Raw genomic sequence first — 26,207 nt, 5'->3', positions numbered from 1 at the left:
ATGCTGGATGCGCTGATCCGCGAAGCCAAGATCGACTGCCACCTGCACCTGTTCGACCCGGCGCGCTTTGCCTATGCGCCCGATACCGCCTATCGCCCCCAGGGCCCCGAGATCGCGACGCTGGCGCAGATGCGCAGCATCTTCGACACGATGGGCGTCGGGCGGGCGCTGCTGGTGCAGCCGACCTCGGGCTACGGTTACGACAACAGCGCCATGCTGGATGCCATCGCGCAGTCCGAAGGGTTGTGGAAAGGCATCGCGCTGGTGCCCGCCGACATCCCGCTGGACGCGCTGGCAGCGCTGAAGGCACGCGGCATCGCCGGGGTGGCGGTGCTGATGGCCGGTGCCCCGGCCGGCCGTTTCCGCGACCACCGCGCGCTGATCGACAAGCTGGTGGCGCTGGACATGGTCCTGGACATCCAGTTCGAGGGCGACGGCATCTTTGAGGCGCTGGAACTGATCGGCGACAGCCCGGTGCGGCTGGCCATCGACCATTGCGGCCGCCCCGAGGTGACCCGGGGCCCCGACACGCCCGCCTTCCGCGCCCTGCTGGCGCTGGCCGGACGCAACGCCCCGACGGTGCTGAAACTGTCGGGCCAGCACAAGTTTGCGCCCTTCCCCTATCCGTTCCCTGCCGCCGACGACTGCCTGCAGGCGCTGATCGCGACCTACGGGCCGGCGCGGATGGTCTGGGGATCCGACTGGCCCTTCCTGAGGGTGAGCGAACGCGTTGACTACGGGCCCCTGCTGCCGCTACTGGCGCGCCTGCTGCCCGATCCCAAAGACCGTGCGCAGGTCTTCCACGACACCGCCCTGCGGATGTTCTGGCCCGAAGCCTGCGCCCCCGACTAAGACCTGTGGCCCCCGGGAGGGGCCGCCATCACACCCAGGCGGCAGGGCCTCTCTCCCTGCCGGAAGGAGGAGACAATGGTAGATATCGAACAGACCGGCGCCTATGACGCGCGCCCGCAGGCCGCCGCGCATCCGTCGCACAAGGCAGCCCTGGCCGCCTGGATCGGCAGTGCGCTGGAATATTACGATTTCTTCATCTACGGCAGCGCCGCGGCGCTGGTGTTCGCCCGCATCATCTTTCCCGCCGACGATCCGGCAATGGCGACCCTGCTGTCGCTCGGCACCTTCGGGGTGGCCTATGTCGCACGCCCGCTGGGCGCCTTCGGCATGGGCTATATCGGCGACCATTTCGGCCGCAAGGTGGTGCTGCTGCTGACATTGCTGGGCATGGGCCTTTGCACCTTCGTGATCGGCCTGATGCCAACCTATGACCAGATCGGCATCTGGGCCCCGATCGCGCTGGTCAGCCTGCGCTTCTGCCAGGGCCTGGCGGTCGCGGGCGAAGGATCAGGCGCGGCCTCGATGACGCTGGAACATGCCCCCGAGGGCCGCCGGGCGTTCTTCTCCAGCTTCACGCTGGCCGGGACCCAGGGCGGGCAGGTGCTGGCCACCGCCATCTTCCTGCCGCTGTTCGCGCTGCCCGACGACCAGCTGCTCAGCTGGGGCTGGCGCGTGCCCTTCCTGCTGTCGATCGTGGTGATGGCCGTGGCCTGGTGGATCCGCCGTTCGCTGCCCGAACCCGAAGCCTTCGAGGACGAGCGCGAGGGCCACGAGGCCGAGAACCCGCTGCGCACCCTGTTTGCCCGTGGCTACCTGCCGGATGTGCTGCGGGTGCTGCTGGCGGCCTTTGCCTCGGTCAACTCGACCCTGGCGACGATCTATGCGCTGAACTATGGCGTCGAGACGATGGGCGTCAGCCGGACCACCATGCTGGGCGTGCTGATCGTGGCCAATATCGTGGCGCTCGGGGCCATTCCGGTCTGGGCGATCCTGGCCGACCGGATCGGCCGCCGCCCGGTCTTCATCTTCGGCACGCTGGGCAGCGCGCTGCTGGTCTGGCCGTTCATCTGGGCCATCACCCAAAGCAACGTCACGCTGATCTTCGTCTTCGGCATCCTGATGTCGGGCGTGGTCTACAGCGCCTATTCCGGCACTGCCTACGCGATGTTCTCGGAACAGTTCGAGACCCGCATCCGCCTGTCGGGCACCGCCATCGGCACCCAGTTCGGCTTTGCCATGGGCGGCTTTGCCCCCACCATCGCCGCAGCTCTGGCCGGCCCCGGCCTGGTGCACTGGATGCCGGTCGCGGCCTTCGGCTGCCTGACCTCGGGCGTGGCGGCGGTCTCGGCCATGTTCATGCGCGAGACCTTCCGCACGCCGCTGGCCCGCCTGGGCCGCACCGGCTGAGGCCGCCCGAAAGGCTTCGGGGTCCCTTCGGGGGCCCCGTTCAGCGGCGCCCGCGCGAGGCCAGCACGATACCGCCCGCGATGCACAGCACGCCGCCCAGATGATAGAGATGCAGCTGCTCGCCCAGGAAGGCCACGGCCAGCGCCACGCCGAAGACCGGGATCAGGTGGATCGACAGCCCGGCCCGCGCCGCCCCCACCCGCGCCACGCCCAGATTGTACAGCAGATAGGCCGCGACCGAGGGGAACACCCCCAGGAAGGCCAGGCATTTCAGGCTGAAGGGCGACCAGTGGGCGACATGGCCATGGGTGGCCTCTAGCCAGCTGAGCGGCCCCAGGATCACCAGACCCACCGCCATCTGCACCGCCAGCAGGCCGATGCGGCTCATCTGTGGGGGGAAATCCTTCAGCCACAGGGTGTAGAAGGCCCAGGCCACCATGCCGCAGAAGACGATCAGATCGCCCGTCGACAGCTGCAGCCGGATCAGCCCTTCGGGATGGCCTTGGGTGATCAGCACCAGAACGCCCGCGAAGGACACCAGCACCCCGGCCACCTGCCGCGCCGCCAGCGCCTGGCCAAAGAACAGCGCCCCGAACAGCAGGATCAGGATCGGGATGAGGGAATTCAGCAGCAGCCCGTTCGACGCGGATGTGGTCTGCAGGCCCAGGTAGATGAAGCTGTTGAAGGCCACGATCCCGGCCAGGGCCACCCGCAGGATGCGGCCGCGATGCGCCAGATACAGCGGCCAGTCCCGCCGCATCGGCCCCAGCGCGAAGGGCAGCAGGATCAGCAACGCGATCACCCAGCGCCAGAACAGCAGCGTAAAGGGCGGCACCATGTCCCGCAGCATCCGCCCCACCAGAAAGTTGCCCGCCCAGAACAGCGGCGGCGGCAGCAGGAATAGCAGCCCGGTCCACTGGACGGGTGTGCGCGGGGCGGAAGGTAGGGTCGGACGCATGGGGTCTCCGGTGCGGGATGGGCAGGCGGGCCCCGGGGGCTTGAGCCGATCTGCCCGGAAGGTCAAGCCGCCCGGCCTAGACCAGCGCCTCGGCCAGCATCAGCGCGACCGACACCACCAACAGCCCCGCCATCACCCGGTTGAAGGCCCGCATCCTGTCGCCGCCGATCCGCGCCCCCGCCCAGGCCCAGCCCGCCAGCGACGCCCAGCAGATGCCGCCGAAGATGGCGCCGAAGACCCAAAGCCCGGTCACCGGATCCCCAAGCGGCAGAACAAAGGTGGTCAGCGCCGCCACCACCGCCGCCCAGGCCTTTGGGTTCAGCCCCTGCACCGCCATCCCGGCCCAGAACCCCGGCACCCGCAGCGGGGCGGCGACATCGCCGGGGGCGGGGGCGCGATCATCGGGCGCGCGGTCATCGGGGGCGCGATCGTCGGGGGCGCGCATCAGGCCCCAGGCCATCCACAGCAGATAGGCCGATCCTGCCAGCGTCATCGGCCGGGCCAGCGCCATGACCCGCGCCGCCCCCGCCAGCACCCCGCTGCCCAGCAGTGCGAACAGCAGCAGGAAACAGGCCGTGGCCCCGGTGACGAAGGGCAGGGCCCGGCGCGTGCCGTGCCGCGCTCCGGTCATGGCGCCCACCAGGTTCACCGGCCCCGGCGTCGCCGAGGCCGCCAGCGCAAAGCCCGCCATCGCGGCCAGGCTGCCCGCCGCCAGCATCAGCGCACCAGCGGCAGGCGGCCGCAGATCCGGTCCAGCGCCCGGCGCGGCCCGGCCAGCAGCAGCCCCCGCGGGTCCTGCCCCGCCATCGGCCGCGCCGCCACGGCGGCACCGTAGGTGCCATAATCCCGCGCCTCATGGGCGGCCCGCACATAGGCCAGGCGCAGCGGCAGGCTGGCTGCGGCCTGATAGAGCCCCGGCAGATCTGCGGCCGGGGCCGCCAGCACCGGCAGCGCCACGGTGGTGATCCCCCCCAGCGCCTGGCCATCGGCGGTCTGGGTGTCGGGGCCGATCAGCCCGGGGTAACGCTGGCCGAGGCTCATCGCGAGCACGGCCGAGACATTGGCGGCAAGCCCCGCGGGCAGATCCCGGTCGAGGATCAGCACGGGCCTGAAGGAAGTCGTCGTCATGGCAGGGGTCCTTTCTGCCGCTGACATGCCATGGCCCCGCGCCCCGGGATTGGACAAAATTGCCCTGTCCCCTTTCCGATTGATCAGTCTCTTTCCGAATGATCAGTCTCTTGCCGATTGCCCCGTCACCCTTCCGGTTGCCCTGTTCCCTCTCGATTGGCCCCTCACCCCGATCTGCCCCTCACCTTCCAGTTTGCCCCGTCCCCCTCCCTGTCGGCCTGTCGCCTCACAGCCCGCCCCTTGACTTCGCCCCCGCCGGGGCGACGCTTTGACGACCCAGCGGAAAGATCGCCATGCGCCACGTCCTGCCCCCCCTGCCCTCGCTCACCGCCTTCGAGGCCGCCGCCCGCCACGGCAGCTTTACCCGCGCCGGAGAAGAGCTGAACATGAGCCAGTCGGCCGTCTCCAAACGCATCGCCAGCCTTGAGGACTGGCTGGACGTGCGCCTGTTCGAACGCCTCCGCCAGCGCATCGTTCTGACCGAGGCGGGCGAGCATTTCCTGTCGCGCGTGCGCGCCGCGCTGGAGCTGATGGACGAGGCGACGGTGGAAACCCTGTCGATGCGCCCCCATGCCACGACGCTGAACCTGGCGACGCTGTCATCCTTCGGGCATTACTGGATCTCGCCCCGGATCGGGCGGTTCGCCCAGGCGCATCCGCATATCACGCTGAACGTCACCATGCGCAAATGGCCCTTCGACTTCCGGCAGGAGAACACCGATGCAGGGATCCTCTACAGCCCGGTGCCCTGGGCGGGGGGGACCTCGGTCCGGCTGTTCGGCGAAGAGATGATCGTGGTCTGCGCCCCGGGCCTGATCGCGCCCGAGGATACCGCGCAACTGGCCCGCCTGCCGCTGCTGCACCACCGCGCCCGTCATCACGACTGGCAGCACTGGCTGGCCGCGGGCGGCATCACCGGCGTCAACGCCTTCCGCGGCAGCCGGTTCGAACAGTTCGACATGATCATCCGCTGCGTCGGGGCCGGGCATGGCACAGCCCTGGTGCCCAGTTTCATGGCAGCCGAGGATCTGGCGGCGGGAAAAATCGTTCAGCCCTTCCGGCGCGGCATGACCAGCCCCAGCAGCTACTTCCTGGCCCACCCCCCGGCCAAGGCCACCCATCCGGCCCTTGTGGCCTTCAAGACATGGCTCTTTCAGGAGGTGCAGAACACCCCCGGCGCGCTCACTCCGAATGCGCCCCATTCCGGGACGGAATGAACTCTCGCTGATTTATCGTTTTGCAAGGCCGGGCGGCGTCGCTACGCCTGAAGCCAAGGCAGCGGCCCGATCCCTGCCAGCCACCAGACCGGCATCCCCCTGAAAGGGCCAGCCGGTCGCGGGACATGGGCGGGATCACCGCCTGCCTCCCGGCCAACAGGAGATGACCATGACCGACTTCCGCATCCTGCGGGCCGCCCGTGGCGTGCCCGCCCCCAAGACCCTGCGCCTGATGGGCAGCGTTGCCGCCCTGGCGCTGGCCAGCACCCCGGTACTGGCCGCAGGGGGTACCGTCACCCTGGGCCGCGTCACCGATGCCGACCGCTACGATCCGCAACGATCGAGCGCGCTGGCGGCAGCCGAGGTCCTTTACATGGTGGGCGACACGCTGGTCACGCTCAGCCCCGACCAGAAGACCGTGGTGCCGGACCTGGCGCAAAGCTGGGAGATCTCGGACGACGGGCTGACCTATACCTTCCACCTGAAGCACGGCGTCAGCTATTGCGACGGCAAGCCCTTTACCGCCGCCGACGTGCTGGGCACCATGCAGCGCTGGCTGGAACCCGATGCGCCGATGGTCAGCACCTGGCGGGCGGGCAAGGTCGACAGCATCACCGCCCCCGATGACTATACGGTGGTCTACAAGCTGAAGCAGCCGTCCTCGGACCTGCTGTTCCAGATGGCGAATTTCAACTTCATCATGATCGACCCGGATCAGGCCAAGGCGCTTGGAGACAATTTCGGCGTCACCGCCTTCAACGGCACCGGCCCCTTCTGCTTCGACAGCTGGAGCCCCCGCGATCAGGTCGTGCTGAAACGGCACGAGGGCTACAGCTGGGGCGATCCCTCGCTGGGCAACCCCGGCCCCGCGCAGGTCGAGAAGGTGATCTGGAAGATCGTCCCCGAGGCCGCGACCCTGGCCGCCACCATTCCCGCCGGTGAAATCGACGCCTCCTACGCGGTGCCGGCCTGGGCGCTGGACCAGCTCAAGGCCGATCCCGGCGTGCAGATGCTGAAACCCGAGGCCAGCTATCGCACCCATTACATGGGCATGAAGATCACCCGTCCCCTGATGGGCGACATCCGCGTCCGCGAGGCCGTGGCCCATGCCATCGACCAGGGCGCCATGGCGGATGCGCTGTTCTTCGGCTACGCGGAACCGGCGGACAGCTACTTTTCCCCCAAGGTGCTGGACTATCCGAAGGACAACCGCACCGACCTTTTCACCTATGACCCGGCAAAGACCGAGGCCCTGCTGACCGACGCAGGCTTCACCAAGGGCGCCGATGGCCTGTGGGCGAAGGACGGCAAACCCCTGACGCTGACCTATTACGGTTTCAACGACAGCCTGTCGAAAGAGATGGCCGAGGCGATCCAGGGGGATCTGCGCAAGGTGGGCATCACGCTCGACGTGCAGACCTTCGATGCGACGACCATCTGGGCCAAGCTGCGCGAGGACAGCTATGACCTGTTCCAGATGTCCTATCCCTATGTCTCGGCGGGGGATGCGCTGAACCTCTACTTCAACTCGGCCTCGATCCCCTCGCCGAACCGGATGGGCTGGAACGACCCCGAGACCGATCGCCTGCTGGATGCCGGCAGTTCCGCCACCACCCCCGAGGCCCGCGCCGAAGCCTACGAGGCGCTGACGAAGCGCGTCACCGATGCCGTGCTGTGGAAACCGCTGGTGCTGGAAACCCCGATCGTCGTCGCGGGCCCCCGGCTGAAGCCCTTCACCCCCGCAGGTCTTTCCGGCGCGGTCTTCGACAGCGGCCTGAACCTGGCGCTGAAGTGATCCCCCGGGGCCGGGTTCGCCCCGGCCCTTCCCTCCCGCCGGTGCCGGGTTCCTCCCGGCCCCATGCCCCCTGCTGGGTTCGCCCGGCCCTTTCGTCCCCGGGGCGGGCTTTCCCGTCCCTTTCGTCCCCCGGCCGGGTTCCCCCGGTTCCTTCGCCCACGGACGGGGCCTTTCCGGCCCTTCCCTCACCCCGGAGCCAGGTTCCTTCCGGCCCCTTTACCCACGGACCGGGTTCGCCCGGTCCATCCCTCACCCCGGGCCCGGGTTCCCCCGGCCCCTTGCCACAGGGAGGTGCCATGTCAGGCCATCTTGCCCAACGTCTGCTGACCTCGCTCGTCGTGCTGATCGGCGTGCTGCTGGTGGGCTTCCTGATGCTGCAGGTGATGCCCGCAGATCCCGCCACGGCCCTCGCCGGGGCCGATGGCAGCGCCGAGGAAATCGCCGCGATCCGCCGTCACCTGGGCCTCGACCAGCCGGTGATGGTGCAGTTCGCGCTGTATCTGGCGCATGTGGCGCAGGGTGATCTGGGCCGCTCGATCATCAACAACGCCCCCGTCGCCGGGCAACTTCTGGCCGCCGCCGGCCCCACGCTGGAGCTGATGTGCGCCGCCCTGACCTGGGCGCTGCCGGCGGGTCTGCTGCTGGGCATCTTCGCGGCGCTGCGCCGGGGCGGGATCCTGGACCGCGCGGTGATGGCGGTGGCGGTGGCCGGAGTGTCCGTCCCGGTGTTCTGGGTCGGGCTGCTGCTGGTGCAATTCGCCGCGCGCACCCATGCCTTTCCGATCCAGGGCCGCAATGGTCCGGTCCTCAGCCTTGATGGCTTTTCCCATGTCGTGCTGCCCGCCACCGCCCTTGGGCTGATCCTGCTGGGCCCGATCGCGCGGATGACCCGCACCACGCTTTCCGAGGCGCTGCTGGCCGATCACGTCCGCACCGCCCGCGCCAAGGGCGCCGGCCCCGCGCGGGTGATCCTGCACCATGCGCTGCGCACCGCGCTGCTGCCGATCATCACGCTGGTCGGGTTGCAGATCGGCACGCTGATGGGCGGCGCCGTGGTGACCGAGACGATCTTTTCCTGGCCCGGGCTGGGCCGGCTCGCGGTCAATGCGATCACCACCGGGGATTATCCGCTGGCGCAGGGCGCGATCCTGCTGCTGGCCTCGGCCTTCATCGGGGTGAACGTCGCGGTGGATCTGCTGTCGGAACTGGCCGACCCCCGCCTGAGAGGCCGCGCATGACCGACCTGCCGCTGTCCCTGCCCCGCCGCCGCCTGCCCGCGCTGCCGCGCCCGGCGCTGGTGATCTCGGTCGCCGTGCTGATCCTCGTGGTGCTCTTCGCGCTGCTAGGGCCGCTGGTGTCGCCCTATGATCCCTATGACACCGCCCTGCGGATGCGGCTGAAGCCGCCGTCGCCCGCGCATTGGCTGGGCACCGACACCCAGGGGCGCGATCTGGCGACCCGGCTGATGTTCGGCGCCCGCACGACGCTGCTGCTGGGGCTGACGGGCGTTGCCATCGCCGGGATCACGGGCACCGCCATCGGGCTGGCCTCGGCCTTCTACCGCAGGCTGGATCCGGTGCTGATGCGCGTGGTGGACGTGCTGCTGTCGTTCCCCTCGATCCTCTTCGGGCTGTCGCTGGCGGCGATGATGGGGCCGGGGCTGCACAGCCTGATCCTGGCCATCGCCCTGTCGGTGATGCCCGGCATCGCCCGGATCGCCCGCGGCGCCGCCCTGTCGGTGATGGCCCGGGATTTCATCGACGGCGGCCGCGCCATCGGCCTGCCCGACCGCATCCTGCTGACGCGCTACCTGCTGGCCAATGCCCTGGCCCCGATCCTGACCTACGTCACGCTGGCCTTCGGGGATGCGGTGCTGCTGGCGGCCTCGCTGGGGTTCCTGGGGCTGGGCCTGCAACCGCCCATGGCCGAGCTGGGCTCGATCGCGGCCGAGGGGCGCGCCTTCATCTTCCTTGCGCCGCATGTCTCGTTCGGGGCCTCGGCGCTGATCTTCCTCATCGTGCTTTCGGTGAACATGCTGGGCGACGCGCTGCGCGACGCCACCGACAGGAGGTCCCGGTGAAACCCGTCCCGACCCAGGAACTGATCCCCGACACCGCCCTTGCCCCGCCCCTGCTGGAGGTCCGCAACCTCTGCGTCCGCTTCCCGACCGAACGCGGGCCGCTGGCGGCGCTTGATGGCCTTGACCTGACGCTTTCGCCCGGACGCACGCTGGCGGTGGTGGGCGAGAGCGGCTCGGGCAAGTCGGTGCTGTCGCTGGCGCTGATGGGGCTGCTGCCGCCCGGGGCCCGGCTGACGGCGGATCGCCTGAGCTTTGCCGGGCGCGACCTGCTGCGCCTTGCGCCGCGCGACCGCCGCGCCCTGAACGGCCCCGAGATGGCGATGATCTTCCAAGAGCCCGCAACCGCGCTGAACCCCGTCCAGCGCATCGGGGACCAGATCACCGAAGCCATCCTGCTGCACGAGGACATCCCCCGCCGCACCGCCCACGCCCGCGCGGTCGAGGCGCTGGCCGCCACCGGCATCCCCGCGCCCGACGAACGCGCCCGCGCCTATCCGCACCAGCTGTCGGGGGGGATGCGCCAGCGGGCGCTGATCGCCATGGCGCTGATCCACCGCCCCCGCCTGCTGATCGCGGATGAACCGACAACGGCGCTCGACGTGACGGTGCAGGCGCAGATCCTGGACCTGATCCGGGGGCTGGCGCGCGAACATGGCACGGCGACGCTGTTCATCACCCATGACATGGGCGTGGTGGCCGAGACGGCCGACGACATCGCGGTGCTGTACGCCGGGCGGCAGGTGGAGCGCGCCTCGGCCCACGCATTGTTCGACGGGCCCGAGCATCCCTATTCCGTGGGCCTGCTGGGGGCCATGCCGCAGATGACCCCGCGCGGCGCCCCGATGCTGCCGATCCGCGGCACCGTCCCCGATCCGCGCGACATGCCGCCGGGCTGCCATTTCCACCCGCGCTGCCCCTTCGCCCGCGCCCTCTGCCGCAGCGAACGCCCCGCCCTGCGCCCGATCCGCCCCGATCAGGGCGCCGCCTGCCACCTTGCCCCCCTGTTGCCAACCCTGGAGGACCAGCCATGACACCCCTGCTGGAGCTGCGCGGGATCGCCAAGGACTTTCCCCTGCGCCGGGGTCTGGGCGGCCCGCGCCGCCTGCGTGCCCTCGACGGGATCGACCTGACCATCGCCCCGGGGGAAACCCTGGCGCTGGTCGGAGAAAGCGGCTGCGGCAAGTCCACCCTGGGCCGCATCGTCGCCGGCCTGACCCCCGCCACCGGCGGCCAGATCCTGTTCGACGGCGCGCCCCCCGCCCGCGGCCGGGCCCGCGCCCGGCAGATCCAGATCATCATGCAGGACCCGTTCGGCGCGCTGAACCCGCGCATGACCGTGGCCGAGCTGATCGCCGAACCCGCCCGCCTGCATGGACTGGTCAGCGCCCGTGACAGCGGCGCCCGGGTGGCCCGGCTGCTCTCGCTTGTCGGGCTGCCGCAGGGGGTGGCGGGGCGGCTGCCCCATGCGCTTTCGGGTGGGCAGCGCCAGCGCGTGGCGATCGCCCGGGCGCTCGCGACCGATCCGCGCCTGATCGTCGCGGACGAGGCGGTCAGCGCGCTCGATGTGTCCGTGCAGGCGCAGATCGCCAACCTGCTGAAAGACATTCAGGCGCAGACCGGGGTCAGCCTGCTGTTCATCTCGCACGGGTTGTCGCTGGTGCATCACATCGCCGACCGCGTGGCCGTCATGTACCTTGGCCGCATTGTCGAGGACGCCCCGGCCGAGCCCCTGTTCCGCGCCCCCCGCCATCCCTATACCCGCGCCCTGCTGGCCGCCGCCCCCGAACCCGTGCCCGGCGGCCCCGCACGCCCCGCCCCCCTGCAGGGCGAGGTGCCAAGCCCGCTGAACCTGCCCCCCGGCTGCCGTTTTGCCAGCCGCTGCCCCCATGCCACCGCCCCCTGCCGCAGCGAGGATCCGGCGCTGGAGGGCACCGATCACCGCACCGCCTGCCCGCTCTGGCCCGGGCTGCCCGACTGGGCGCGCCCCCTGCCCGCCCCCAGCCCACGCCTTGCCCGCGCCATTGCGCTCTACCGCCGCGCCGCCCTTGCCGAAGGAGACCTCTCGTGACCGAAACGCTCGATCCTGTGCGCCCGCTGCCGCTCTCGGCCCTGCCCGAGGGCGCGGCCCCCGCTGAGCTGCCCGATCAGGCGCGCATCCGCGCCGTGGGCGTGCTGGCCGCCGATGGCACCCCCCGGGCCCATGCCGTCACCCGCCAGCGCCGCACCGCGCTGGTCCGGCAGGTGATCGGCTGGTGCTGCCCCGGGGAGCTGACCGAAACGCTGGCCCAGGGCGTCATCGCCGCCGCGCGGGCCGAAGGCGCCGTGCTGCTGCGGGCCCTGCCCGATCAGGTGCAGGCCATCGCTGCCCTTGGCCTTCAGGACAGCGGGCGCGGCTATGCCCAGCGCTGGCTGCGCGCGCCCATCCCGCTGGCCCATCAGGTCGGCGTCTACAACCAGTCCACCGGCTTTACCTGCGGGCCGGTCAGCATCGCCATGGCCATGGGCCCCGTCACCCGCCCGCGAGAGATCGAGATCTGGCGCGAGGCCACCACGATGATCGGCCTGAACGGTCCCGGCGGCTGTGATCCCTATGGCATGATGCTGGCCCTGGCGCGGCGCGGCTTCGGGGTGACGCTGCATTTCGACGCCACCGGCCCGATCCTGATCGACCGCGCCCAGACCGAGGAAAAGCGCGAACTGATGACCTTTGTCCAGGCCGCCTTCCGCGACGAGGTGGCCGCCGCCGGTCTGGATCTGCGCCCCGAGGCGCTGGATCAGGCGGGCCTGCTGGCGGCGCTGCGTTCGGGCGCCATGGTGATCCTGCTGATCGACCAGATCCTGACCCATGACCACCACGCGCCGCACTGGATCCTGCTGCATGCCGAGGCCGACGGCATCGTACTGGTCAACGACCCCTGGCTGGAACCCCGCGACGGCGAGACCCTGGCCGATGTCGACTGCCTGCCGATCCGGGCCGAGACCCTGATGCAGATGGGCGTCTACGGCACCCCGCCCGCCCATGCCGCGCTGGTGATCCGGCCCCCCCGGACCTGAGCCATGCCGATCCCGAACCGACTGGCGCAGATGGCGCCCGAAATGACCGCATGGCGCCGTGACCTGCACGCCCATCCGGAACTGATGTACGACCTGCCGCGCACCGCCGCGCTGGTCGCCGACAAACTGCGCAGTTTCGGCTGCGATCAGGTGGTGACGGGCGTCGGGCGCTCGGGCGTCGTCGGGCTGATCCGTGGCCGGGGCGCCTCGGGGCGGGTAATCGGGCTGCGCGCCGACATGGACGCCCTGCCGATCACCGAGGCCACCGGGGCCGAATGGGCCTCGTGCCATCCCGGGCAGATGCACGCCTGCGGCCATGACGGCCATGTGGCGATGCTGCTGGGGGCGGCGAAATACCTCTGCGAGACGCGGCGCTTTGACGGCACCGTGGCGCTGATCTTCCAGCCCGCCGAGGAAGGCGGCGCCGGCGCCCGCGCCATGATCGAGGACGGGCTGATGGAGCGTTTCGCCATCCAGGAGGTCTACGGGATGCATTGCCAGCCGGGCCTGCCCATCGGGCAGTTCGCGCTTTGCCCCGGGGCGATCATGGGGGCATCCGACACGTTCGAGATCACCGTCACCGGCCGGGGCGGCCATGCCGCGCGGCCGCATCAGGCCATCGACGCCACGCTGGTCGCGGCGCAGATCCTGCTGTCGTTGCAGACCATCGTGGCGCGCAATACCGATCCGCTCGACAGTCTGGTGCTGACGGTGGGCACCTTCGAAACCGACAGCCGCGCCCGCAACATCATCGCCCAGAGCGCCCGGATGACCGGCACGGTACGCTCGCTTGCGCCCGCCGCGCGCGATCTGGCCCGGGACCGGCTGCACCGCATCGCCCGCGACACCGCCAGCGCGCTCGGGGCCGGGGCGCAGGTGATCTGGCAGCCCGGCTATCCCGTCACCGTCAACAGCCCCGAACATACCCGCCACGCCGCCGATGTCGCCCGCGCCCTGGCCGGGGACGACCGGGTGAACGATGCTCTGGCCCCGACCCTCGCGGCCGAGGATTTCGCCTATATGCTGCAGGCCCGTCCCGGCGCCTTCCTGTTCATCGGCAATGGCAGCAGCGCCCCCCTGCATCACCCCGCCTTCGATTTCAACGACGAAGCCCTGCCCTGGGGCGCCGCCCTGCATGTCGCCCTGGCCGAGGCACGGATGCCGGTGGGCACCCTCCCGGATCAGCTGGCCCGTTCCGCCTGACCCGCCCTACCAGCCGCCAAAGCGCGGCCAGCTTTGCAACGGGCCGCCCTGCGCGGGCAACACGTGGTAGCAGGCATGCTGCGCCGCCGTCGCGCAGGCATGGTTGGGCAGGATGCGCAGCCGGGTGCCGATCGGCAGCACCGGCAGCGCCGCCCGGGACCCCGGACGCAGCGCCACGATGCCGTGCTCCTGATTGGCGGCCTGCACGATCAGCCCCGGCAGCAGCCGCCCCGCCGTGTCGCAGACCAGCCCATAGCCCTGGTCCTCGGCCTGCGCCGCCGTGCCGCGATCACGCGACAGCGCCATCCACCCCGCATCGACCATCACCCAGCCACGCGACGGCTGGTGGCCGATCACCGTGGTCAGCACGCTGAGCGCGATGTCCTGGATCCGGCAGACCCCGATCCCGGCCATCACCAGATCAAAGAAGACATAGACCCCGGCGCGCAGCTCGGTCACGCCTGTCAGGTCACGCGCCGCATGGGCCGTGGGGGTCGAACCGACACTGACCACCGCGCAGTCCAGCCCCGCTCCGCGCAGCACTCCGGCGGCGGTCACCACGGCGGCACGCTCGCGTTCGGCGAAGGCGGCATGGGCCTCGGCGCCCGCCACGCCATAGCTTTCGCCGGCATGGGTCATCACCCCGCGCAGCCAGGGCCCCAGCAGCCGCCCCACCGCGACCAGGCCCGGATCCTGCGGCCCCAGCCCGCCGCGATGGCCGTCGCAGTCGATCTCGATCAGCGCCGGCACACCGGCGGCGGCCACCGCCCGGGCCTGCGCGGCACTATCGAGGATCACCGTCACATCGCAGCCCAGGGCCCGCAACGCCTGAACCCGCGGCAGCTTGTCCGGGGCGATGCCCACCGCATAGAGGATGTCGCGATAGCCCGCCGCCTGAAAGGCCTCGGCCTCGGCCAGGGTCGAGACGGTCACCGGATTGCCGGTGCCGCCGCTTTGACGCCGCGCCACCTCGGGGGACTTGGCGGTCTTCAGATGCGGGCGCAGCGCCACGCCCAGCTGCCCGGCCCGGCGGGCCAGACGGTCGATGTTGCGGGTCATCCGGGCCTCGTCCAGAAGTAGCGCGGGGGTGGCAAGATCATCTAGGGGGCTCATCTGGCGGTCCTTTCCGGGGTCATCCCCCGGGATAGCACGCCACAGCTTCAGCCCCCATTCACGAGAGCAAAAGAAAACATTAAGCTGCGCCTTATGCTGGACGTGGCCGATCTTCGCTTTCTCGTGGTCTTGTCGGCGGCGCCCAGCCTGGCCGCCGCAGCCCGCAGCCTGAACGTGACCCCGCCTGCGGTGTCGCAGCGCCTGGCGCTGATCGAGGCCCGCCTGCACCTGCGGCTGCTGGAGCGCGGCCGCGGCCCGCTGCGCCTGACCGCCGAAGGCGCGCATCTGGTCGGGCGCGCCACAGGCCTGCTGGCCGATCTGGAGGCGCTGACCGAAGAGATGACATCCCGCGCCGGACGGATCGAGGGCCCGCTGCATGTCGTGGCGCCCTTCGGTTTCGGGCGGCTGCGGCTGGCCCCGATCCTGATGCGCTTCGCCGCCCGCCACCCCGACCTGCGCCCCGAACTGACCCTGAGCGACGATCCCCTGGGCATGCTGCGCCGCGCTCCCTGGGATCTGCTGGTGCATGTCGGTCGGTTGCCCGACCTGGGGATCACGCAGCGGCTGCTGGCCCCGAACCGGCGGCTGCTGGTGGCCGCGCCGGACTACCTGGCGCGCACCGGCTGCCCCACGCATCCGCACCAGCTGTCGGCCCTGCGCATCGGCATCCTGCGCGAGGACCGGGCCGATGCCACGCTCTGGCGGTTCAGCGGCCCGGCTGGCCAGGACATCAGCCTGCGCCTGCCCCCCGCCTTCAGCTGCAACGACGGCGAGGTGCTGCGGGACTGGGCCCTGCAGGGGCATGGCCTGATCGAACGTTCCGACTGGAGCGTCGCCGCCGATCTGCAGGCCGGCCGGCTGGTGCGCCTGCTGCCGGACTGGTCGCTGCCTGATGCCGACATCGTGGCGCTGCTGAACCCGCGGGCCGTCCGCGCCACCCGGATCGACGCCTTTCTGGCCTGCCTGGTGACCGAGGTCGGCGCGCCGCAGGGCTGAAGCGGCATGCCGTCAGATGCTGCCGGCGCGTTCGATCACCAGCACCCGGGCGGCGCCCACCGGATGGGCCACATGGGCATCGCCTGCCTCGGCGTGGAACACGTCACCGGTGGCCAGGCGGAATACCTCTTCGCCCGCCGGGCCGCGCACATGCATGTCGACGCTGCCATCCAGGACCGCAAAGACCTCGGGGCCGTCATTGACGTGCCAGACATAGGGCTGATCGGTCCAGTGCAGCCGCACGGTCGCATCCGCGATACGCTCGATATCCAGGGCATCCCAGGCGCGCTGGCCGGTAAATTCTGCGGGACGGTACACGTGCATGGCTCTGCCTTTTCCGTTGCTCACAACCTGCGCCGATCCGACCATGCCCGCGCCGCTGGAGGAAGCCTGCGAAACGACGTATATACCCTGCAGATCGCGGTTCCTGCCCTGCCCCCGGGGCGCCGCGCCAGGAGACGACCGTTCATGCCGCGCCCTGCGCTTGATGCCACCGGACAACGCCTGCTGGATCTGCTGCGCGCGGATGCCCGCCGCCCCACCGCCGCCCTCGCCCGAGAGCTGAACCTGTCACGGACCGCCGTGCAGGACCGCATCGCCCGCATGGAGCAGGCCGGGATCCTGCGCGGCTACACCACCCGCGAGGCGCCACAGCCCGCAGGCCATGCGGCGCTGGCTTTCGTAGGCATCGCCCAGCGTCCCTGCGCGCCGGTGCTGCGCCGCCTGGAGGCCGTTCCGGGGGTCGAGCGGATCTTTTCGCTGGCCGGAGACGTCGATGCGGTGGTGCTGCTGCGTGGTCCCGATGCTGCGGCACTCAGCGCCCTGGGTGACCGGCTGGCCCTGATCGAAGGCGTCGGCCATGTCGAGCTGCGCGCGGTCCTGTCGGACCTGGGCGGCTGACCCCGCCCGGCGCGGGCCCTGTGATGCAGTAAGACCGGTATTCCCGCGTTTTCCGGGGCGCCTGGACGCGCTGGCCTGCGCGCTTGCGGTCTGCCATCCGGGATCTGGGGTTCGGATCCTGTCGCAACAGGCTGAAGGCATGCAGTCCTTTCCGACGTCCCGAAGCAAGTCACCTCAGGCGATCCAATGGTGACATGTGCTCTGCCCGCGGCCGGATGCGGGGCCCGAAGCCCCCTTCGACGGCAACGCAGACGTCGACAGGCACCCCGGGCGAAACGCATCCGGCCTGCGGGCAAGAGGTGGGTCGCCGGCGGGGGGGGCCGGGCTTTGCCCGGCGGCGGGCGCACAGGGCGGGCGGGGACGGCCCGGTGATGCGCCCGGCGCCAGGCGTCCACACCAACCAGACAGGGCTCCTGCCGAGAGAAGAACGGCAGCGGCGCGCCTTAACGGGCGATGGCACACCATGCCGGCATGCGCGCCGACGCCATGAAGCGAAAAGACATGTGTGGCCAGTTCGAGGCCGATCGTGATCGGCATGTTCCATGCGGGGCGCCTTTCGGGTGGCTGTATCCAGACCCGGCCGGCACAGTGCGATGCCGTTTGCTGGGGCCATCCCCATCATCAAGGGCGTTCGATGCCGCGCTCTGGCCCAAGGGCTGGCGCTTTCGGCTGCGGGCGGCATATGGGCCTGCCACAGCCTGGGCCGGTTGTCGCCAGGGACGGTGCTGTGCTGACCCCGCCGGCCGCGCGCCCGGGCCTGCGCTTCTGGCGGGCCTGCACCATGGGGCGGCCGCAGGCGCAATTCCCTCTCCCCGGGGGCCTGTGCCGGTTCGTGGCGGCAGTCCCCGCAGCCCCTTTGTCCCTTCGCGCAAGGCCCGGGGCTGCACCCGGCCTGCCGGGCCGCCTGGACCGGCAGGTGACGCGGGCCGCGCCCGGGTCGATGCGCCCATAAGGGGCCGGGCCATCGCCGGATTGTCGCGCCCGGATGCCATCCCCGGCCGGCCCCCGATCCGCCGAAACGAAACAATCCATATGACCAGAGGCGATCATGGCCCTGCCCGCCATCCGTTGCCGCCGCCCGGGATCGTCTTCAACCGGCGGATAACCGCATCCGGCATGGCTGCGCGGGCCCTGTCCGGCGTGACGCGCCGCCGCGACACCCTCCGCCAAGAGGCCCCGGCCTGGATGCGACGGATCCATTCCCGTCCCGCGCATCCGAGCCGGGCCTGAAGCTTGTTTCGGGCCCGCAGCTCCAGCATGGCCTCGCCATGGGCTTTCTGCAGGTCCCGCAGCTGCTTCTCCTATTGCGCCCGGATGTCGAGCGGGTTGGCCCGCAGCCAGGTCTCCATCCCCCGCTTCGCGTCTTCGATCACGGACGGTGTGAGGTCAAAGGCGCGACTTGCCTCCGACACGGTCGTCTTGCCCTGGATGATCTCGATCACCAGAGCCGTCTTCCGCTTCGCCGTCCTGGGTTTGATGCCCTCGCCCATCGTCATACTCATTCCTGCGTTCTGCCTTGTGGGATGAGCAGGATTTCACTCGGCCGACACAGCGGCGCGCCCGACAACAGCCATTTCAAGGCCCGGATCATGCATCGCCATGGTCCTGGGCACGCCTTGGTGGCCGCGGAACATGCCCCCTTGAGTAAGTTGAAGGGCGCGACATCCATCACCGGCCCAAGCCGACCGGGATCATTTCTTAGGCGGCAGCAGAGGCAATCCAGCACCCGGCTTCGCAAAATGAAGACATGGCCGCGCAACTCACCCCGGTCACCCCGGACACCCCGGACACCCCGGACACCCCGGACACCCCGGACACCCCGGACACCCCGGACACCCCGGACACCCCAGAAAACGGGGCCGCATCCTGGTTGAATAGCCAACCCCTCCGTCACGGCACCTGCGCGCGTTGATACAGATCCTGACAGGCACGCAAAGGGACGGCATGCAAAGGGACGGCGCGCACCACGCCCCGCCATTCGACAAGATCACCCGCGGGACAGCAAGGTCTCGATCGCCTGGTGCAGCTTGTCCGGCGGCACCGGCTTTTCCAGCCGCATGTCGGCGCCGGTGGTCTCCGCGATCTTCAGGAAATGCCCCTCGGTCGGGCCACCCAGCACGCCCGACATGGCGATGACGGGCACGTTGCGCTCGGTCCCGACGGGGCCGGTGCGCTTGCCGTTGCGCAGGAAGCCGATCAGCCGCAGGCCGCCGCTGCCGACCAGAACCCCGTGCTGCTGCACGAACAGATCCGTCAGGATCAGGTCAAACACCGCGCTGTCGACCTTTTGGATGGCTTCCTCGGCCGAGGCGGTGATTGTCACCTCGTGACCACGGCGCTCCAGGATCATCGACAGCATCACCGCCTGATCAACGTCATCTTCCATCAGCAGGATACGCGCCATGAGGCCTCCGAAGGTGCAGCCGCACCGGTCAGATATTCCGGGACGACCATAATTCAACATTCGTACCAGCCGGTAAAGATCCCCCGCCCCACCGAACCCACCGGCGTGTCCTATTCAGCAGCTTCCGGCCGGTCCTGCCGGTGCGGGGCCGCAAGCGCCTTCCAGGCATCATATTGCGACAGGAAGACCCGGCCGTTCATCTCTTCCAGGAAATGCGTCGATTTCAACCGATCCATCACCGGGCCCTTGACCTCGGACAGGTGCAGGCCGATCCCGGCGGCGGTCAGGCGGCGGTTGATCGCCTCCAGGCTTTCCAGCGCCGAATAGTCGATGCTGTTCACCGCCGAGCACATCAGCACCACATTCTTCACCTGCACCCCCTCGGCCAGCCGGTCGCCGATCTGGTCCTCAAGGAAGTGGGCATTGACGAAATAAAGGCTCTCGTCCACGCGCAGCGACAGCAGCGCCGGGTCGGTCAGCACGTCATGGCGGTTGATGTTGCGGAAATGCTGGCTGCCGGGCACCAGGCCAACCTCGGCGACATGCGGGCGGGTGGTCTTGTACAGATGCAGCCCGATCGAGATCAGCACCCCCGTCGACACGCCCGCCTCGACCCCCAGCAGCAGCGTCACGACGATGGTGGCGGTGACGGCCCAGAAATCGGCCTTGGAATAGGCCCAGGTCTTTTTCAGGATGCTGAAATCGATCAGCCCGGTGACAGAAACGATGATCGTCGCGGCCAGCGTGGCCTTGGGCAGGAAGTAGACCAGCGGCGTCAGCAGCGCGGCGGCGATGGCCAGGCCCAGGGCCGCATAGGCCCCGGCGGCAGGCGTCCGCGCCCCCGCGTCATAGTTCACCGCCGAGCGCGCAAAGCCCCCGGTGACCGGATAGCCGCCGGTGAAGGCCGCCCCCAGGTTCGCCGCGCCCAGGGCGATCAGCTCCTGATCCGGGTCGATGCGCTGGTTCTCCTTCGCCGCGAAGGTCTGCGCGACCGAGATCGATTCCACGAAACCGATGATCGAAATCAGCAGCGCCGGCATGAACAGCGCCCCCAGCAGCGACGGCGACAGGTCCGGCAGGGTCAGCGGCGGCAGCGACTGCGGCACGCGGCCCACGACCGCGACGCCATGGTCCTGCAGGTCCAGCCCCCAGACCGCCACGGTCGAGGCGATGATCGCCAGCACCGGGCCGGTCTTGGCGATCATGCCGGCGGGGCCGTCCTTCAGGCCCAGCCGTTTCAGCAGCGGCTTCAGCCCCTTGCGGACCCAGAACAGGAAGGCGGTGGCCAGCACGCCGATGACCAGCGTCACCAGATTGGTCTGGGTGACATGGGCCAGCAGGCTGTGCAGCACCTCGATCAGGGTTTCCCCCGAGGCCTGAACCCCCAGGATCGACTTCACCTGGCTGAGCGCGATCAGGATGCAGGACGCGGTGATGAAGCCCGCGATCACCGGATGCGACAGGAAATTGGCGATGAAGCCCAGCCGGAACACCCCGGTAAAGACCAGGATCGCCCCCGACATCAGCGCCAGCGACAGCGCCGCCGCCGCATAGCCCATCGACCCCTGCTGCGCCACCTGCCCCACCGCCGAGGCCGTCATCAGCGACACCACCGCCACCGGCCCCACGGCCAGCGCGCCCGAGGTGCCGAACAGCGTATAAAGCACGATGGGCACGATCGAGGCATAGATCCCCGCTTCGGGCGGCAGACCCGCCAGCAGCGCATAGGCCAGCGATTGCGGGATCAGCATGATCGTCACGATCAGCGCCGCCATCAGGTCGTTCGACAGGGTCGGGCGATCGTAGCTGCGTCCCCATCTCAGGATCGGCAGGTAACGCGAGAGGATTCGGGCAGCCATGGCAGGCTCCTGTTCAGAGCGGAAGGGGACCCCTCCCGCGGGCGGGGCGCGGGCCGGTCAGGGCCGGCGCGCGATGCTAGGTTCGAGGGAAAGCCCTCAGGGGTTTACAACCCGTTCAGCGGCACCTTGAGGAAGCGCTTGCCGTCCTCGTCCGCAGGCGGCAGCTCTCCGCCGCGCATGTTGACCTGCAGCGAGGGGATGATCAGCTTGGGCATGGCCAGGGTGGCGTCGCGCTCGGTGCGGAACCTGACGAAATCCTCGCGCGACGTGCCTTGACCCACATGGATGTTGTGGGCCTTTTCCTCGGCCACGGTGGTTTCCCAGCGGATGTCGCGGCCGTTGGGGCCGTAGTCGTGGCACATGAACAGGCGGGTTTCATCCGGCAGGGCCAGCACGCGCTGGATGGAATCATACAGCGTCGCCGCATCGCCGCCGGGGAAATCCGCCCGGGCCGAGCCACCATCCGGCATGAACAGCGTATCCCCCACGAAGGCCGCATCGCCGATCACATGCACCATGCAGGCGGGCGTATGGCCGGGGGTGTGGATCGCATGGGCGGTCATCGTGCCGATGGTATAGGTGTCGCCGTCCTCGAACAGGCGGTCGAACTGGCTGCCGTCGCGCTGGAACTCGGTCCCCTCGTTGAAGACCTTGCCAAAGGTGTCCTGCACCACGGTGATCCGGGATCCGATGCCCAGCTTGCCGCCCAGCTTCTTCTGGATATAGGGCGCGGCCGACAGGTGGTCGGCATGGACATGGGTCTCGATCAGCCATTCCAGGGTCAGGCCGTGGTCCTGCACGAAGGCGATCATCCGGTCGGCATGGTCATAGGTGATGCGGCCGGCGGCATAGTCGATGTCCATGACGGAATCGATGATCGCGCAGGCGTCCGAGGCCGGGTCCTTCACGACATAGGAGATCGTGTTGGTCGCCTCGTCGAAGAAGCCGGTGACATCCGGGTGGACGGGGGTGTTGGGGCGCTCGGTCATGGCAGGCTCCGGAGGGATCAGGTTGCGGGTATCAGGTAGCTGGGGCGGACTGGCGATGGGCCAGGGCGGATTTCATCAGCCGGGCGATCAGCAGCCCGGCGATCAGGGCGGCGACGAACAGGAAGACCTGCGGGATGCCGGTGCCAAGGGCCGGCAGCGCGCCGCCCGGGCAGAAACCCGCGATCCCCCAGCCCACCCCGAAGGTCAGCGAGCCCAGCACCAGCTTGCGGTCGATCAGGCGCGTGCCCGGCAGCTGGAAGGCAGGTTCGAAAACCGGCTTGGGGGCCCGGAAGACCAGCCGGTAGCCGGGGATGGCCACCAGCAGCGCGCCCCCCATCACGAAGGCCAGGCTGGGATCCCAGTGGCCGAAGATGTCGAAGAAGTTCAAGACTTTGGCGGGGTTCGCCATGCCCGAGATCGAAATGCCGGTGCCAAAGACCAGCCCGACGAGAAGCGCAGCAAGATAACGCATCAGAAGCCTCCGAAGACGTGGCGGATCAGGAAGACGGTGACGAAGGCGCCGGCCATGAAGGTCAGCGTCGCGGTGATCGAGCGGCGCGAGAAACGCGCGTTGCCGCAGACCCCGTGCCCCGAGGTGCAGCCGCCGCCGAACGACACGCCGATGCCCACCAGCAGCCCGCCCACCGCGATCATCGCGGCCGAATTGGGGATCTGCACCGTGGGCCCGTGGCCGGTGACCAGCAGCATCACCACCGGCGCGGCGATCATGCCCACCAGCAGGGCGGCGCGGATGCCCCAGTCGGCGGTGATGCGGGTATTCAGGATCCCCGACAGGATCCCGGTCGCGCCAAAGATGCGGCCATGCAGCGCCATCAGCAGGACGGCCGCGGCGCCGATCAGCAGCCCGCCGCCCAGCGATGCAAGAGGAGTGAATGTGGTTTCCATGCTCTGTCCTTCCGGGCCGGGTCTTCTGTCCGGCGGCATCGGTCTGTCATGGACCATCCTATGCCACGGCGGGCGTCCTGCCGACGGTGACAACATCACCGAGCCGCGGCAAATATGCACATTTTTGCATGACTGCCCCGATCCCCCCTCATCCGGCAGAGCGCGCCAGCCGTTCCAGCCCCGCCGCCCCGGTGATCCTGACCGCACCGCGGGATTGCTCGACCCAGCCGCGGCGCTGGAAATCCGCCAGCGTGCGCGAGATCACCTCGCGCGCGGTGCCCAGTTCATTGGCCAGGACCTGGTGGGTGGCGTGCACGGTGTCGTCTTTGCCCGCAAGCTCCAGCAAACGGGCGGCCAGCCGCACGTCGAGGCGCTGGAACACGATATCGTCGATCAGCGTCAAAAGGTCGGTGATCCGGCGCGAGAACGCCTGGAACACCATCTGCCGGAACATCGGCGACTGCGCCACCAGCGCATCGAAGGTCTTGCGCGGGATCGCCACGGCCTCGACATCGGTCTCGGCGACGCCATCGGCGGAATAATCCTCGTAGGCCAGCATGCAGGCGGTGGTCATCACGCAGCTGTCGCCCGCATGGACCCGGTACAGCGACACCTCGCGGCCGGTGTCGGATTTCTGCTGCACCCGCACGGTGCCCTGCAGCAGCATCAGCAGGTTGTCGCCACTGTCGCCGGGGGCAAAGATCTGCTCTCCGGCGGTATAGCGCACCAGCCTGCTGCCGCTGACCAGCGCCTGCCTCAGGTCCTCGGGCATGTCGGCCAGGCCATCGAAGCGGGACATCCAGTCCTGGGAAACGAAACTCATCTGCGCCTCGGCTTTGTTTGCGGAACTATAGCAGCCCGTTTCCCCGGGAAAAGCCGTGCGCCCCGCATTCGTCACGATACCACAATCCTGACGTCACGAAGCGGCGCTTGTCCGGGCACGGGCCCGGCCCCACCCTGCCGCCATGCCGCAACAGGAGGACATGATGGCACGGATCGACTACGCGGACCTGGACGCCCTGCCCGAGGAGGCCCGGGCCTACCTGGCCACCCGCCGCAGCCCCGGCGGCAACATCTTTCGCATGCTGGCCCATGCCGGCAACGTGGTGCCGGGGCATCTGGGCTTTGGCACCTACCTGCGCCAGCACCTCTCGATCGGGCTGATGCTGTATGAATACATCATCACCCGCACCGCCAACCTGCAGGGCGCCGGCTACGTGATCCGCCAGCACGAGGAATTCCTGCGCCGCAATGACGTGTCCGAGGACATCATCCTGGGCCTGCGCACCCGCCCCACCGCCGCCTGCTTTACCCCGGCCGAGCTGGCCGCGCTGCGCTTCACCGACGAGATGGTCCGCGACGTGCGCGTCAGCGACGGCACCTTCGCCGAGGCCAAGGGCCATTTCGACAACCAGCAGCTGATGCACATCACCATGACCATCGGCCAGTACATGCTGACCTGTCGGGTGGCCGAAACCTTCGACGTCGACCTGCAGCCGCATCCCCGCGAAAGCCTGCGCGCCGCGGAATAGACGCAGGGCAATGCAATTCAAAACGCCGCCGTTCCCACTGGAATGGCGGCGTTCTGCATTAAATACCCTGCGACAAACTGGCATTCATACATCCTGGAATTGCAGACCCGCCCAATCTGGAAACATGCAATCCGGGATCCACCATTATCCTTCGCCAATTCAGAAGAGTTTCTGGACAAGGCTTCTGGTATCTGAGATACGCAGGGATCAGGGCGCTGGCCGGCGCTCCTGACATGCGATCACCCGTTTCAGGTGATTCGTTTCCGAACTGTCCGGGTGTTGTAGGACGAGCGGAGCCAGCCGAGACTGGGATCTGAACGGTTTTTCCGTTTCCAGAGACCCTTTTGTTCGGCCATGAAACCCTATCCGAAGGGATATACCTCCTACCCGGAGGGTGAGAATCCATTTCCAAAGAACATCCCATCGGGGCGCAAGCCGTGTTGCCCGAAAGCGGACGTTTACTTTAATCAAATGGTCAGGGACTTTTCTAAAAAACACGACAGATAATCCGCAAAGGATACATCAAATGGGTAGCATTCTCGTACTCGGTGGCGACGGCTTCTGCGGCTGGCCGACCTCTCTGCATCTTTCCGCCCTCGGCCATGACGTGGCCATCCTCGACAACCTTTCCCGCCGCCGGATCGACGCCCAGCTGGGCGCCGACAGCCTGACCCCCATCGCCTCGATCGAGACCCGCATCGCCGCCTGGGAAGAGCTGACCGGCCAGACCATCGGCTTTCACAATGTCGACGCCACCGATTACGCGGCGCTGCGCGACACCCTGACCCGGGTCAAGCCCGACACGATCATCCACTTTGCCGAACAGCGCGCCGCCCCCTATTCGATGAAGGGCGCCGAGGAAAAGGTCTACACGGTCAACAACAACATCAACGCCACGCACAACCTGCTGGCCGCGGTGACCGAGCTGGATCTGGAAACCCACATCGTGCACCTGGGCACCATGGGCGTCTACGGCTATGACGGCGACGGGCTGGAGATCCCCGAGGGCTACCTGAACGTCTATGTCCCCGGCGACAACAAGCAGATCTACCAGCGCGAGATCCTGTATCCCACCAACCCCGGCTCGGTCTATCACATGACCAAGTCGATGGATCAGATCCTGTTCCAGTTCTACGCCAAGAACGACAAGCTGCGGATCACCGACCTGCATCAGGGCATCGTCTGGGGCACCCAGACCGAAGAGACCCGGATGGATGAACGGCTGATCAACCGCTTCGACTATGACGGCGATTACGGCACGGTGCTGAACCGCTTCCTGATGCAGGCCGCCGTCGGCCACCCGCTGACGGTGCATGGCTTCGGCGGCCAGACCCGCGCCTTCATCAACATCCAGGACACCGTGCGCTGCGTGGCGCTGGCGGTCGACAACCCGCCCCAGGCCGGCGACCGCGTCAAGATCATCAACCAGATGACCGAGACCCACCGCGTGCGCGATCTGGCGCGGCTGGTCAGCTCGGTCACCGGGGCCCGCGTCGCCCTGGTCGAGAACCCCCGCAACGAAGCCGCCGAGAACGACCTGCGCGTCTCGAACAAGACCTTCCTGTCGCTGGGCCTTGATCCGATCACGCTGAAGGACGGGCTGCTGGACGAGACGCTTGAGATCTCGAAGAAATACGCGCACCGCTGCCGCCGGGACATGATCCCCTGCGTCTCGACCTGGACGCATGACCAGCGCCCGGGCGTGGTGTCCAACGACGTGCCGCTGTTCGCCGTCGGCAAGTAATCTTTCAATACCGGACCGGCAGACCAGGCCCGCGCCCTTTCGTGAAGGGGGCGCGGGTCTTTCCGGTTCC

General features: G+C 69.0%; 26 protein-coding genes. 14 read left to right on the top strand and 12 right to left on the bottom strand.

Annotated elements, in window-relative coordinates:
• Together AC2ITM_RS03630 and AC2ITM_RS03625 are read left to right on the top strand one after the other, a co-directional pair.
• A complete protein-coding gene (locus tag AC2ITM_RS03630; protein ID WP_486468468.1) occupies positions 1-852 on the top strand; it encodes an amidohydrolase family protein in 852 nt (283 codons plus the stop codon).
• A 75-nt stretch (positions 853-927) separates the two neighbouring features.
• On the top strand, positions 928-2,259 hold the full coding sequence (locus AC2ITM_RS03625; RefSeq protein ID WP_486468467.1) for an MFS transporter: 1,332 nt from the start codon (positions 928-930) through the stop codon (positions 2,257-2,259).
• A gap of 40 nt (positions 2,260-2,299) precedes the next feature.
• Here AC2ITM_RS03625 and AC2ITM_RS03620 read toward each other — a convergent pair whose 3' ends face one another.
• The 3 genes from AC2ITM_RS03620 to AC2ITM_RS03610 form a co-directional block, all read right to left on the bottom strand.
• A complete protein-coding gene (locus AC2ITM_RS03620) occupies positions 2,300-3,217 on the bottom strand; it encodes a DMT family transporter (RefSeq protein ID WP_486468466.1) in 918 nt (305 codons plus the stop codon).
• A gap of 76 nt (positions 3,218-3,293) precedes the next feature.
• Positions 3,294-3,935: a LysE family translocator gene (locus AC2ITM_RS03615; protein WP_486468465.1), complete on the bottom strand. Its 642-nt coding sequence runs from the start codon at positions 3,933-3,935 to the stop codon at positions 3,294-3,296.
• The gene (locus tag AC2ITM_RS03610) at positions 3,935-4,345 is read right to left on the bottom strand and encodes a DUF2000 family protein (RefSeq protein WP_486468464.1); all 411 of its coding nucleotides are present in this window, start codon (positions 4,343-4,345) and stop codon (positions 3,935-3,937) included. The genes AC2ITM_RS03615 and AC2ITM_RS03610 overlap by 1 nt, the downstream gene beginning before the upstream one ends.
• A gap of 293 nt (positions 4,346-4,638) precedes the next feature.
• Here AC2ITM_RS03610 and AC2ITM_RS03605 point away from each other — a divergent pair, with 293 nt between their 5' ends.
• The 8 genes from AC2ITM_RS03605 (at position 4,639) to AC2ITM_RS03570 (ending at position 13,694) form a co-directional block, all read left to right on the top strand.
• Positions 4,639-5,562 (top strand): LysR substrate-binding domain-containing protein, encoded by a 924-nt coding sequence (locus tag AC2ITM_RS03605; protein WP_486468463.1) that lies wholly within the window; start codon positions 4,639-4,641, stop codon positions 5,560-5,562.
• A 169-nt stretch (positions 5,563-5,731) separates the two neighbouring features.
• The gene (locus AC2ITM_RS03600) at positions 5,732-7,357 is read left to right on the top strand and encodes an ABC transporter substrate-binding protein (RefSeq protein ID WP_486468462.1); all 1,626 of its coding nucleotides are present in this window, start codon (positions 5,732-5,734) and stop codon (positions 7,355-7,357) included.
• Positions 7,358-7,653: 296 nt separating this feature from the next.
• Positions 7,654-8,595, top strand: coding sequence for an ABC transporter permease (locus AC2ITM_RS03595; RefSeq protein WP_486468461.1), 942 nt, complete (start codon positions 7,654-7,656; stop codon positions 8,593-8,595).
• The gene (locus tag AC2ITM_RS03590; RefSeq protein WP_486468460.1) at positions 8,592-9,437 is read left to right on the top strand and encodes an ABC transporter permease; all 846 of its coding nucleotides are present in this window, start codon (positions 8,592-8,594) and stop codon (positions 9,435-9,437) included. The genes AC2ITM_RS03595 and AC2ITM_RS03590 overlap by 4 nt, the downstream gene beginning before the upstream one ends.
• Positions 9,434-10,468 carry an ABC transporter ATP-binding protein gene (locus tag AC2ITM_RS03585; protein WP_486468459.1) on the top strand — a complete coding sequence of 345 codons (1,035 nt, stop codon included), beginning with the start codon at positions 9,434-9,436 and terminating at the stop codon, positions 10,466-10,468. The genes AC2ITM_RS03590 and AC2ITM_RS03585 overlap by 4 nt, the downstream gene beginning before the upstream one ends.
• The gene (locus tag AC2ITM_RS03580) at positions 10,465-11,505 is read left to right on the top strand and encodes an ABC transporter ATP-binding protein (RefSeq protein ID WP_486468458.1); all 1,041 of its coding nucleotides are present in this window, start codon (positions 10,465-10,467) and stop codon (positions 11,503-11,505) included. The genes AC2ITM_RS03585 and AC2ITM_RS03580 overlap by 4 nt, the downstream gene beginning before the upstream one ends.
• Positions 11,502-12,491, top strand: coding sequence for a peptidase C39 family protein (locus AC2ITM_RS03575; RefSeq protein ID WP_486468457.1), 990 nt, complete (start codon positions 11,502-11,504; stop codon positions 12,489-12,491). Before AC2ITM_RS03580 ends, AC2ITM_RS03575 begins: the two co-directional genes overlap by 4 nt.
• Before the next feature lie 3 nt (positions 12,492-12,494).
• On the top strand, positions 12,495-13,694 hold the full coding sequence (locus AC2ITM_RS03570) for a M20 aminoacylase family protein (protein WP_486468456.1): 1,200 nt from the start codon (positions 12,495-12,497) through the stop codon (positions 13,692-13,694).
• Positions 13,695-13,700: 6 nt separating this feature from the next.
• Here AC2ITM_RS03570 and AC2ITM_RS03565 read toward each other — a convergent pair whose 3' ends face one another.
• Positions 13,701-14,807: an alanine racemase gene (locus AC2ITM_RS03565; RefSeq protein WP_486468455.1), complete on the bottom strand. Its 1,107-nt coding sequence runs from the start codon at positions 14,805-14,807 to the stop codon at positions 13,701-13,703.
• A 93-nt stretch (positions 14,808-14,900) separates the two neighbouring features.
• On the opposite strand from AC2ITM_RS03565, the gene AC2ITM_RS03560 reads away from it, so the two are divergent.
• The gene (locus AC2ITM_RS03560; protein WP_486468454.1) at positions 14,901-15,803 is read left to right on the top strand and encodes a LysR family transcriptional regulator; all 903 of its coding nucleotides are present in this window, start codon (positions 14,901-14,903) and stop codon (positions 15,801-15,803) included.
• Positions 15,804-15,815: 12 nt separating this feature from the next.
• On the opposite strand, the gene AC2ITM_RS03555 is transcribed toward AC2ITM_RS03560, so the two are convergent.
• Positions 15,816-16,127, bottom strand: a complete 312-nt coding sequence (locus AC2ITM_RS03555) for a cupin (RefSeq protein ID WP_486468453.1) — start codon at positions 16,125-16,127, stop codon at positions 15,816-15,818.
• A 144-nt stretch (positions 16,128-16,271) separates the two neighbouring features.
• Between AC2ITM_RS03555 and AC2ITM_RS03550 the strand changes: the two genes are divergently transcribed.
• The gene (locus AC2ITM_RS03550; protein ID WP_486468452.1) at positions 16,272-16,703 is read left to right on the top strand and encodes an Lrp/AsnC family transcriptional regulator; all 432 of its coding nucleotides are present in this window, start codon (positions 16,272-16,274) and stop codon (positions 16,701-16,703) included.
• Positions 16,704-18,004: 1,301 nt separating this feature from the next.
• Here AC2ITM_RS03550 and AC2ITM_RS03545 read toward each other — a convergent pair.
• The 7 genes from AC2ITM_RS03545 to AC2ITM_RS03515 form a co-directional block, all read right to left on the bottom strand.
• Positions 18,005-18,199, bottom strand: a complete 195-nt coding sequence (locus tag AC2ITM_RS03545) for a hypothetical protein (protein WP_486468451.1) — start codon at positions 18,197-18,199, stop codon at positions 18,005-18,007.
• Positions 18,200-18,690: 491 nt separating this feature from the next.
• On the bottom strand, positions 18,691-19,107 hold the full coding sequence (locus AC2ITM_RS03540) for a response regulator (RefSeq protein ID WP_486468450.1): 417 nt from the start codon (positions 19,105-19,107) through the stop codon (positions 18,691-18,693).
• A 110-nt stretch (positions 19,108-19,217) separates the two neighbouring features.
• A complete protein-coding gene (locus AC2ITM_RS03535) occupies positions 19,218-20,966 on the bottom strand; it encodes a SulP family inorganic anion transporter (protein WP_486468449.1) in 1,749 nt (582 codons plus the stop codon).
• A gap of 104 nt (positions 20,967-21,070) precedes the next feature.
• Entirely contained in the window at positions 21,071-21,955 is an 885-nt protein-coding gene (locus AC2ITM_RS03530) for an MBL fold metallo-hydrolase (protein WP_486468448.1), read from the bottom strand.
• A gap of 31 nt (positions 21,956-21,986) precedes the next feature.
• The gene (locus AC2ITM_RS03525) at positions 21,987-22,427 is read right to left on the bottom strand and encodes a DUF6691 family protein (RefSeq protein WP_486468447.1); all 441 of its coding nucleotides are present in this window, start codon (positions 22,425-22,427) and stop codon (positions 21,987-21,989) included.
• The gene (locus AC2ITM_RS03520) at positions 22,427-22,861 is read right to left on the bottom strand and encodes a YeeE/YedE family protein (RefSeq protein WP_486468446.1); all 435 of its coding nucleotides are present in this window, start codon (positions 22,859-22,861) and stop codon (positions 22,427-22,429) included. The genes AC2ITM_RS03525 and AC2ITM_RS03520 overlap by 1 nt, the downstream gene beginning before the upstream one ends.
• 148 nt (positions 22,862-23,009) lie before the next feature.
• On the bottom strand, positions 23,010-23,684 hold the full coding sequence (locus AC2ITM_RS03515) for a Crp/Fnr family transcriptional regulator (protein ID WP_486468445.1): 675 nt from the start codon (positions 23,682-23,684) through the stop codon (positions 23,010-23,012).
• Between the two features lie 163 nt (positions 23,685-23,847).
• On the opposite strand from AC2ITM_RS03515, the gene AC2ITM_RS03510 reads away from it, so the two are divergent.
• Entirely contained in the window at positions 23,848-24,393 is a 546-nt protein-coding gene (locus AC2ITM_RS03510; RefSeq protein ID WP_486468444.1) for a carboxymuconolactone decarboxylase family protein, read from the top strand.
• A 526-nt stretch (positions 24,394-24,919) separates the two neighbouring features.
• A complete protein-coding gene (locus AC2ITM_RS03505; protein WP_486468443.1) occupies positions 24,920-26,137 on the top strand; it encodes an NAD-dependent epimerase/dehydratase family protein in 1,218 nt (405 codons plus the stop codon).
• Positions 26,138-26,207: the final 70 nt, after the last annotated feature.

This window comes from Pseudooceanicola sp. NS-SX9 (assembly GCF_057380705.1).
This window is presented reverse-complemented; position numbering and strand designations above follow the sequence as displayed.

Bases quoted from the DNA above. Each gene is read 5' to 3' on its own strand.
- AC2ITM_RS03625 (WP_486468467.1), top strand. From the start codon at position 928: ATGGTAGATATCGAACAGACCGGCGCCTATGACGCGCGCCCGCAGGCC.
- AC2ITM_RS03510 (WP_486468444.1), top strand. From the start codon at position 23,848: ATGGCACGGATCGACTACGCGGACCTGGACGCCCTGCCCGAGGAGGCC.
- AC2ITM_RS03545 (WP_486468451.1), bottom strand. From the start codon at position 18,199: ATGACGATGGGCGAGGGCATCAAACCCAGGACGGCGAAGCGGAAGACG.
- AC2ITM_RS03580 (WP_486468458.1), top strand. From the start codon at position 10,465: ATGACACCCCTGCTGGAGCTGCGCGGGATCGCCAAGGACTTTCCCCTG.
- AC2ITM_RS03620 (WP_486468466.1), bottom strand. From the start codon at position 3,217: ATGCGTCCGACCCTACCTTCCGCCCCGCGCACACCCGTCCAGTGGACC.
- AC2ITM_RS03525 (WP_486468447.1), bottom strand. From the start codon at position 22,427: ATGCGTTATCTTGCTGCGCTTCTCGTCGGGCTGGTCTTTGGCACCGGC.
- AC2ITM_RS03615 (WP_486468465.1), bottom strand. From the start codon at position 3,935: ATGCTGGCGGCGGGCAGCCTGGCCGCGATGGCGGGCTTTGCGCTGGCG.
- AC2ITM_RS03550 (WP_486468452.1), top strand. From the start codon at position 16,272: ATGCCGCGCCCTGCGCTTGATGCCACCGGACAACGCCTGCTGGATCTG.
- AC2ITM_RS03560 (WP_486468454.1), top strand. From the start codon at position 14,901: ATGCTGGACGTGGCCGATCTTCGCTTTCTCGTGGTCTTGTCGGCGGCG.
- AC2ITM_RS03565 (WP_486468455.1), bottom strand. From the start codon at position 14,807: ATGAGCCCCCTAGATGATCTTGCCACCCCCGCGCTACTTCTGGACGAG.
- AC2ITM_RS03530 (WP_486468448.1), bottom strand. From the start codon at position 21,955: ATGACCGAGCGCCCCAACACCCCCGTCCACCCGGATGTCACCGGCTTC.
- AC2ITM_RS03605 (WP_486468463.1), top strand. From the start codon at position 4,639: ATGCGCCACGTCCTGCCCCCCCTGCCCTCGCTCACCGCCTTCGAGGCC.
- AC2ITM_RS03630 (WP_486468468.1), top strand. From the start codon at position 1: ATGCTGGATGCGCTGATCCGCGAAGCCAAGATCGACTGCCACCTGCAC.
- AC2ITM_RS03600 (WP_486468462.1), top strand. From the start codon at position 5,732: ATGACCGACTTCCGCATCCTGCGGGCCGCCCGTGGCGTGCCCGCCCCC.
- AC2ITM_RS03535 (WP_486468449.1), bottom strand. From the start codon at position 20,966: ATGGCTGCCCGAATCCTCTCGCGTTACCTGCCGATCCTGAGATGGGGA.
- AC2ITM_RS03515 (WP_486468445.1), bottom strand. From the start codon at position 23,684: ATGAGTTTCGTTTCCCAGGACTGGATGTCCCGCTTCGATGGCCTGGCC.
- AC2ITM_RS03570 (WP_486468456.1), top strand. From the start codon at position 12,495: ATGCCGATCCCGAACCGACTGGCGCAGATGGCGCCCGAAATGACCGCA.
- AC2ITM_RS03595 (WP_486468461.1), top strand. From the start codon at position 7,654: ATGTCAGGCCATCTTGCCCAACGTCTGCTGACCTCGCTCGTCGTGCTG.
- AC2ITM_RS03505 (WP_486468443.1), top strand. From the start codon at position 24,920: ATGGGTAGCATTCTCGTACTCGGTGGCGACGGCTTCTGCGGCTGGCCG.
- AC2ITM_RS03540 (WP_486468450.1), bottom strand. From the start codon at position 19,107: ATGGCGCGTATCCTGCTGATGGAAGATGACGTTGATCAGGCGGTGATG.
- AC2ITM_RS03520 (WP_486468446.1), bottom strand. From the start codon at position 22,861: ATGGAAACCACATTCACTCCTCTTGCATCGCTGGGCGGCGGGCTGCTG.
- AC2ITM_RS03610 (WP_486468464.1), bottom strand. From the start codon at position 4,345: ATGACGACGACTTCCTTCAGGCCCGTGCTGATCCTCGACCGGGATCTG.
- AC2ITM_RS03590 (WP_486468460.1), top strand. From the start codon at position 8,592: ATGACCGACCTGCCGCTGTCCCTGCCCCGCCGCCGCCTGCCCGCGCTG.
- AC2ITM_RS03555 (WP_486468453.1), bottom strand. From the start codon at position 16,127: ATGCACGTGTACCGTCCCGCAGAATTTACCGGCCAGCGCGCCTGGGAT.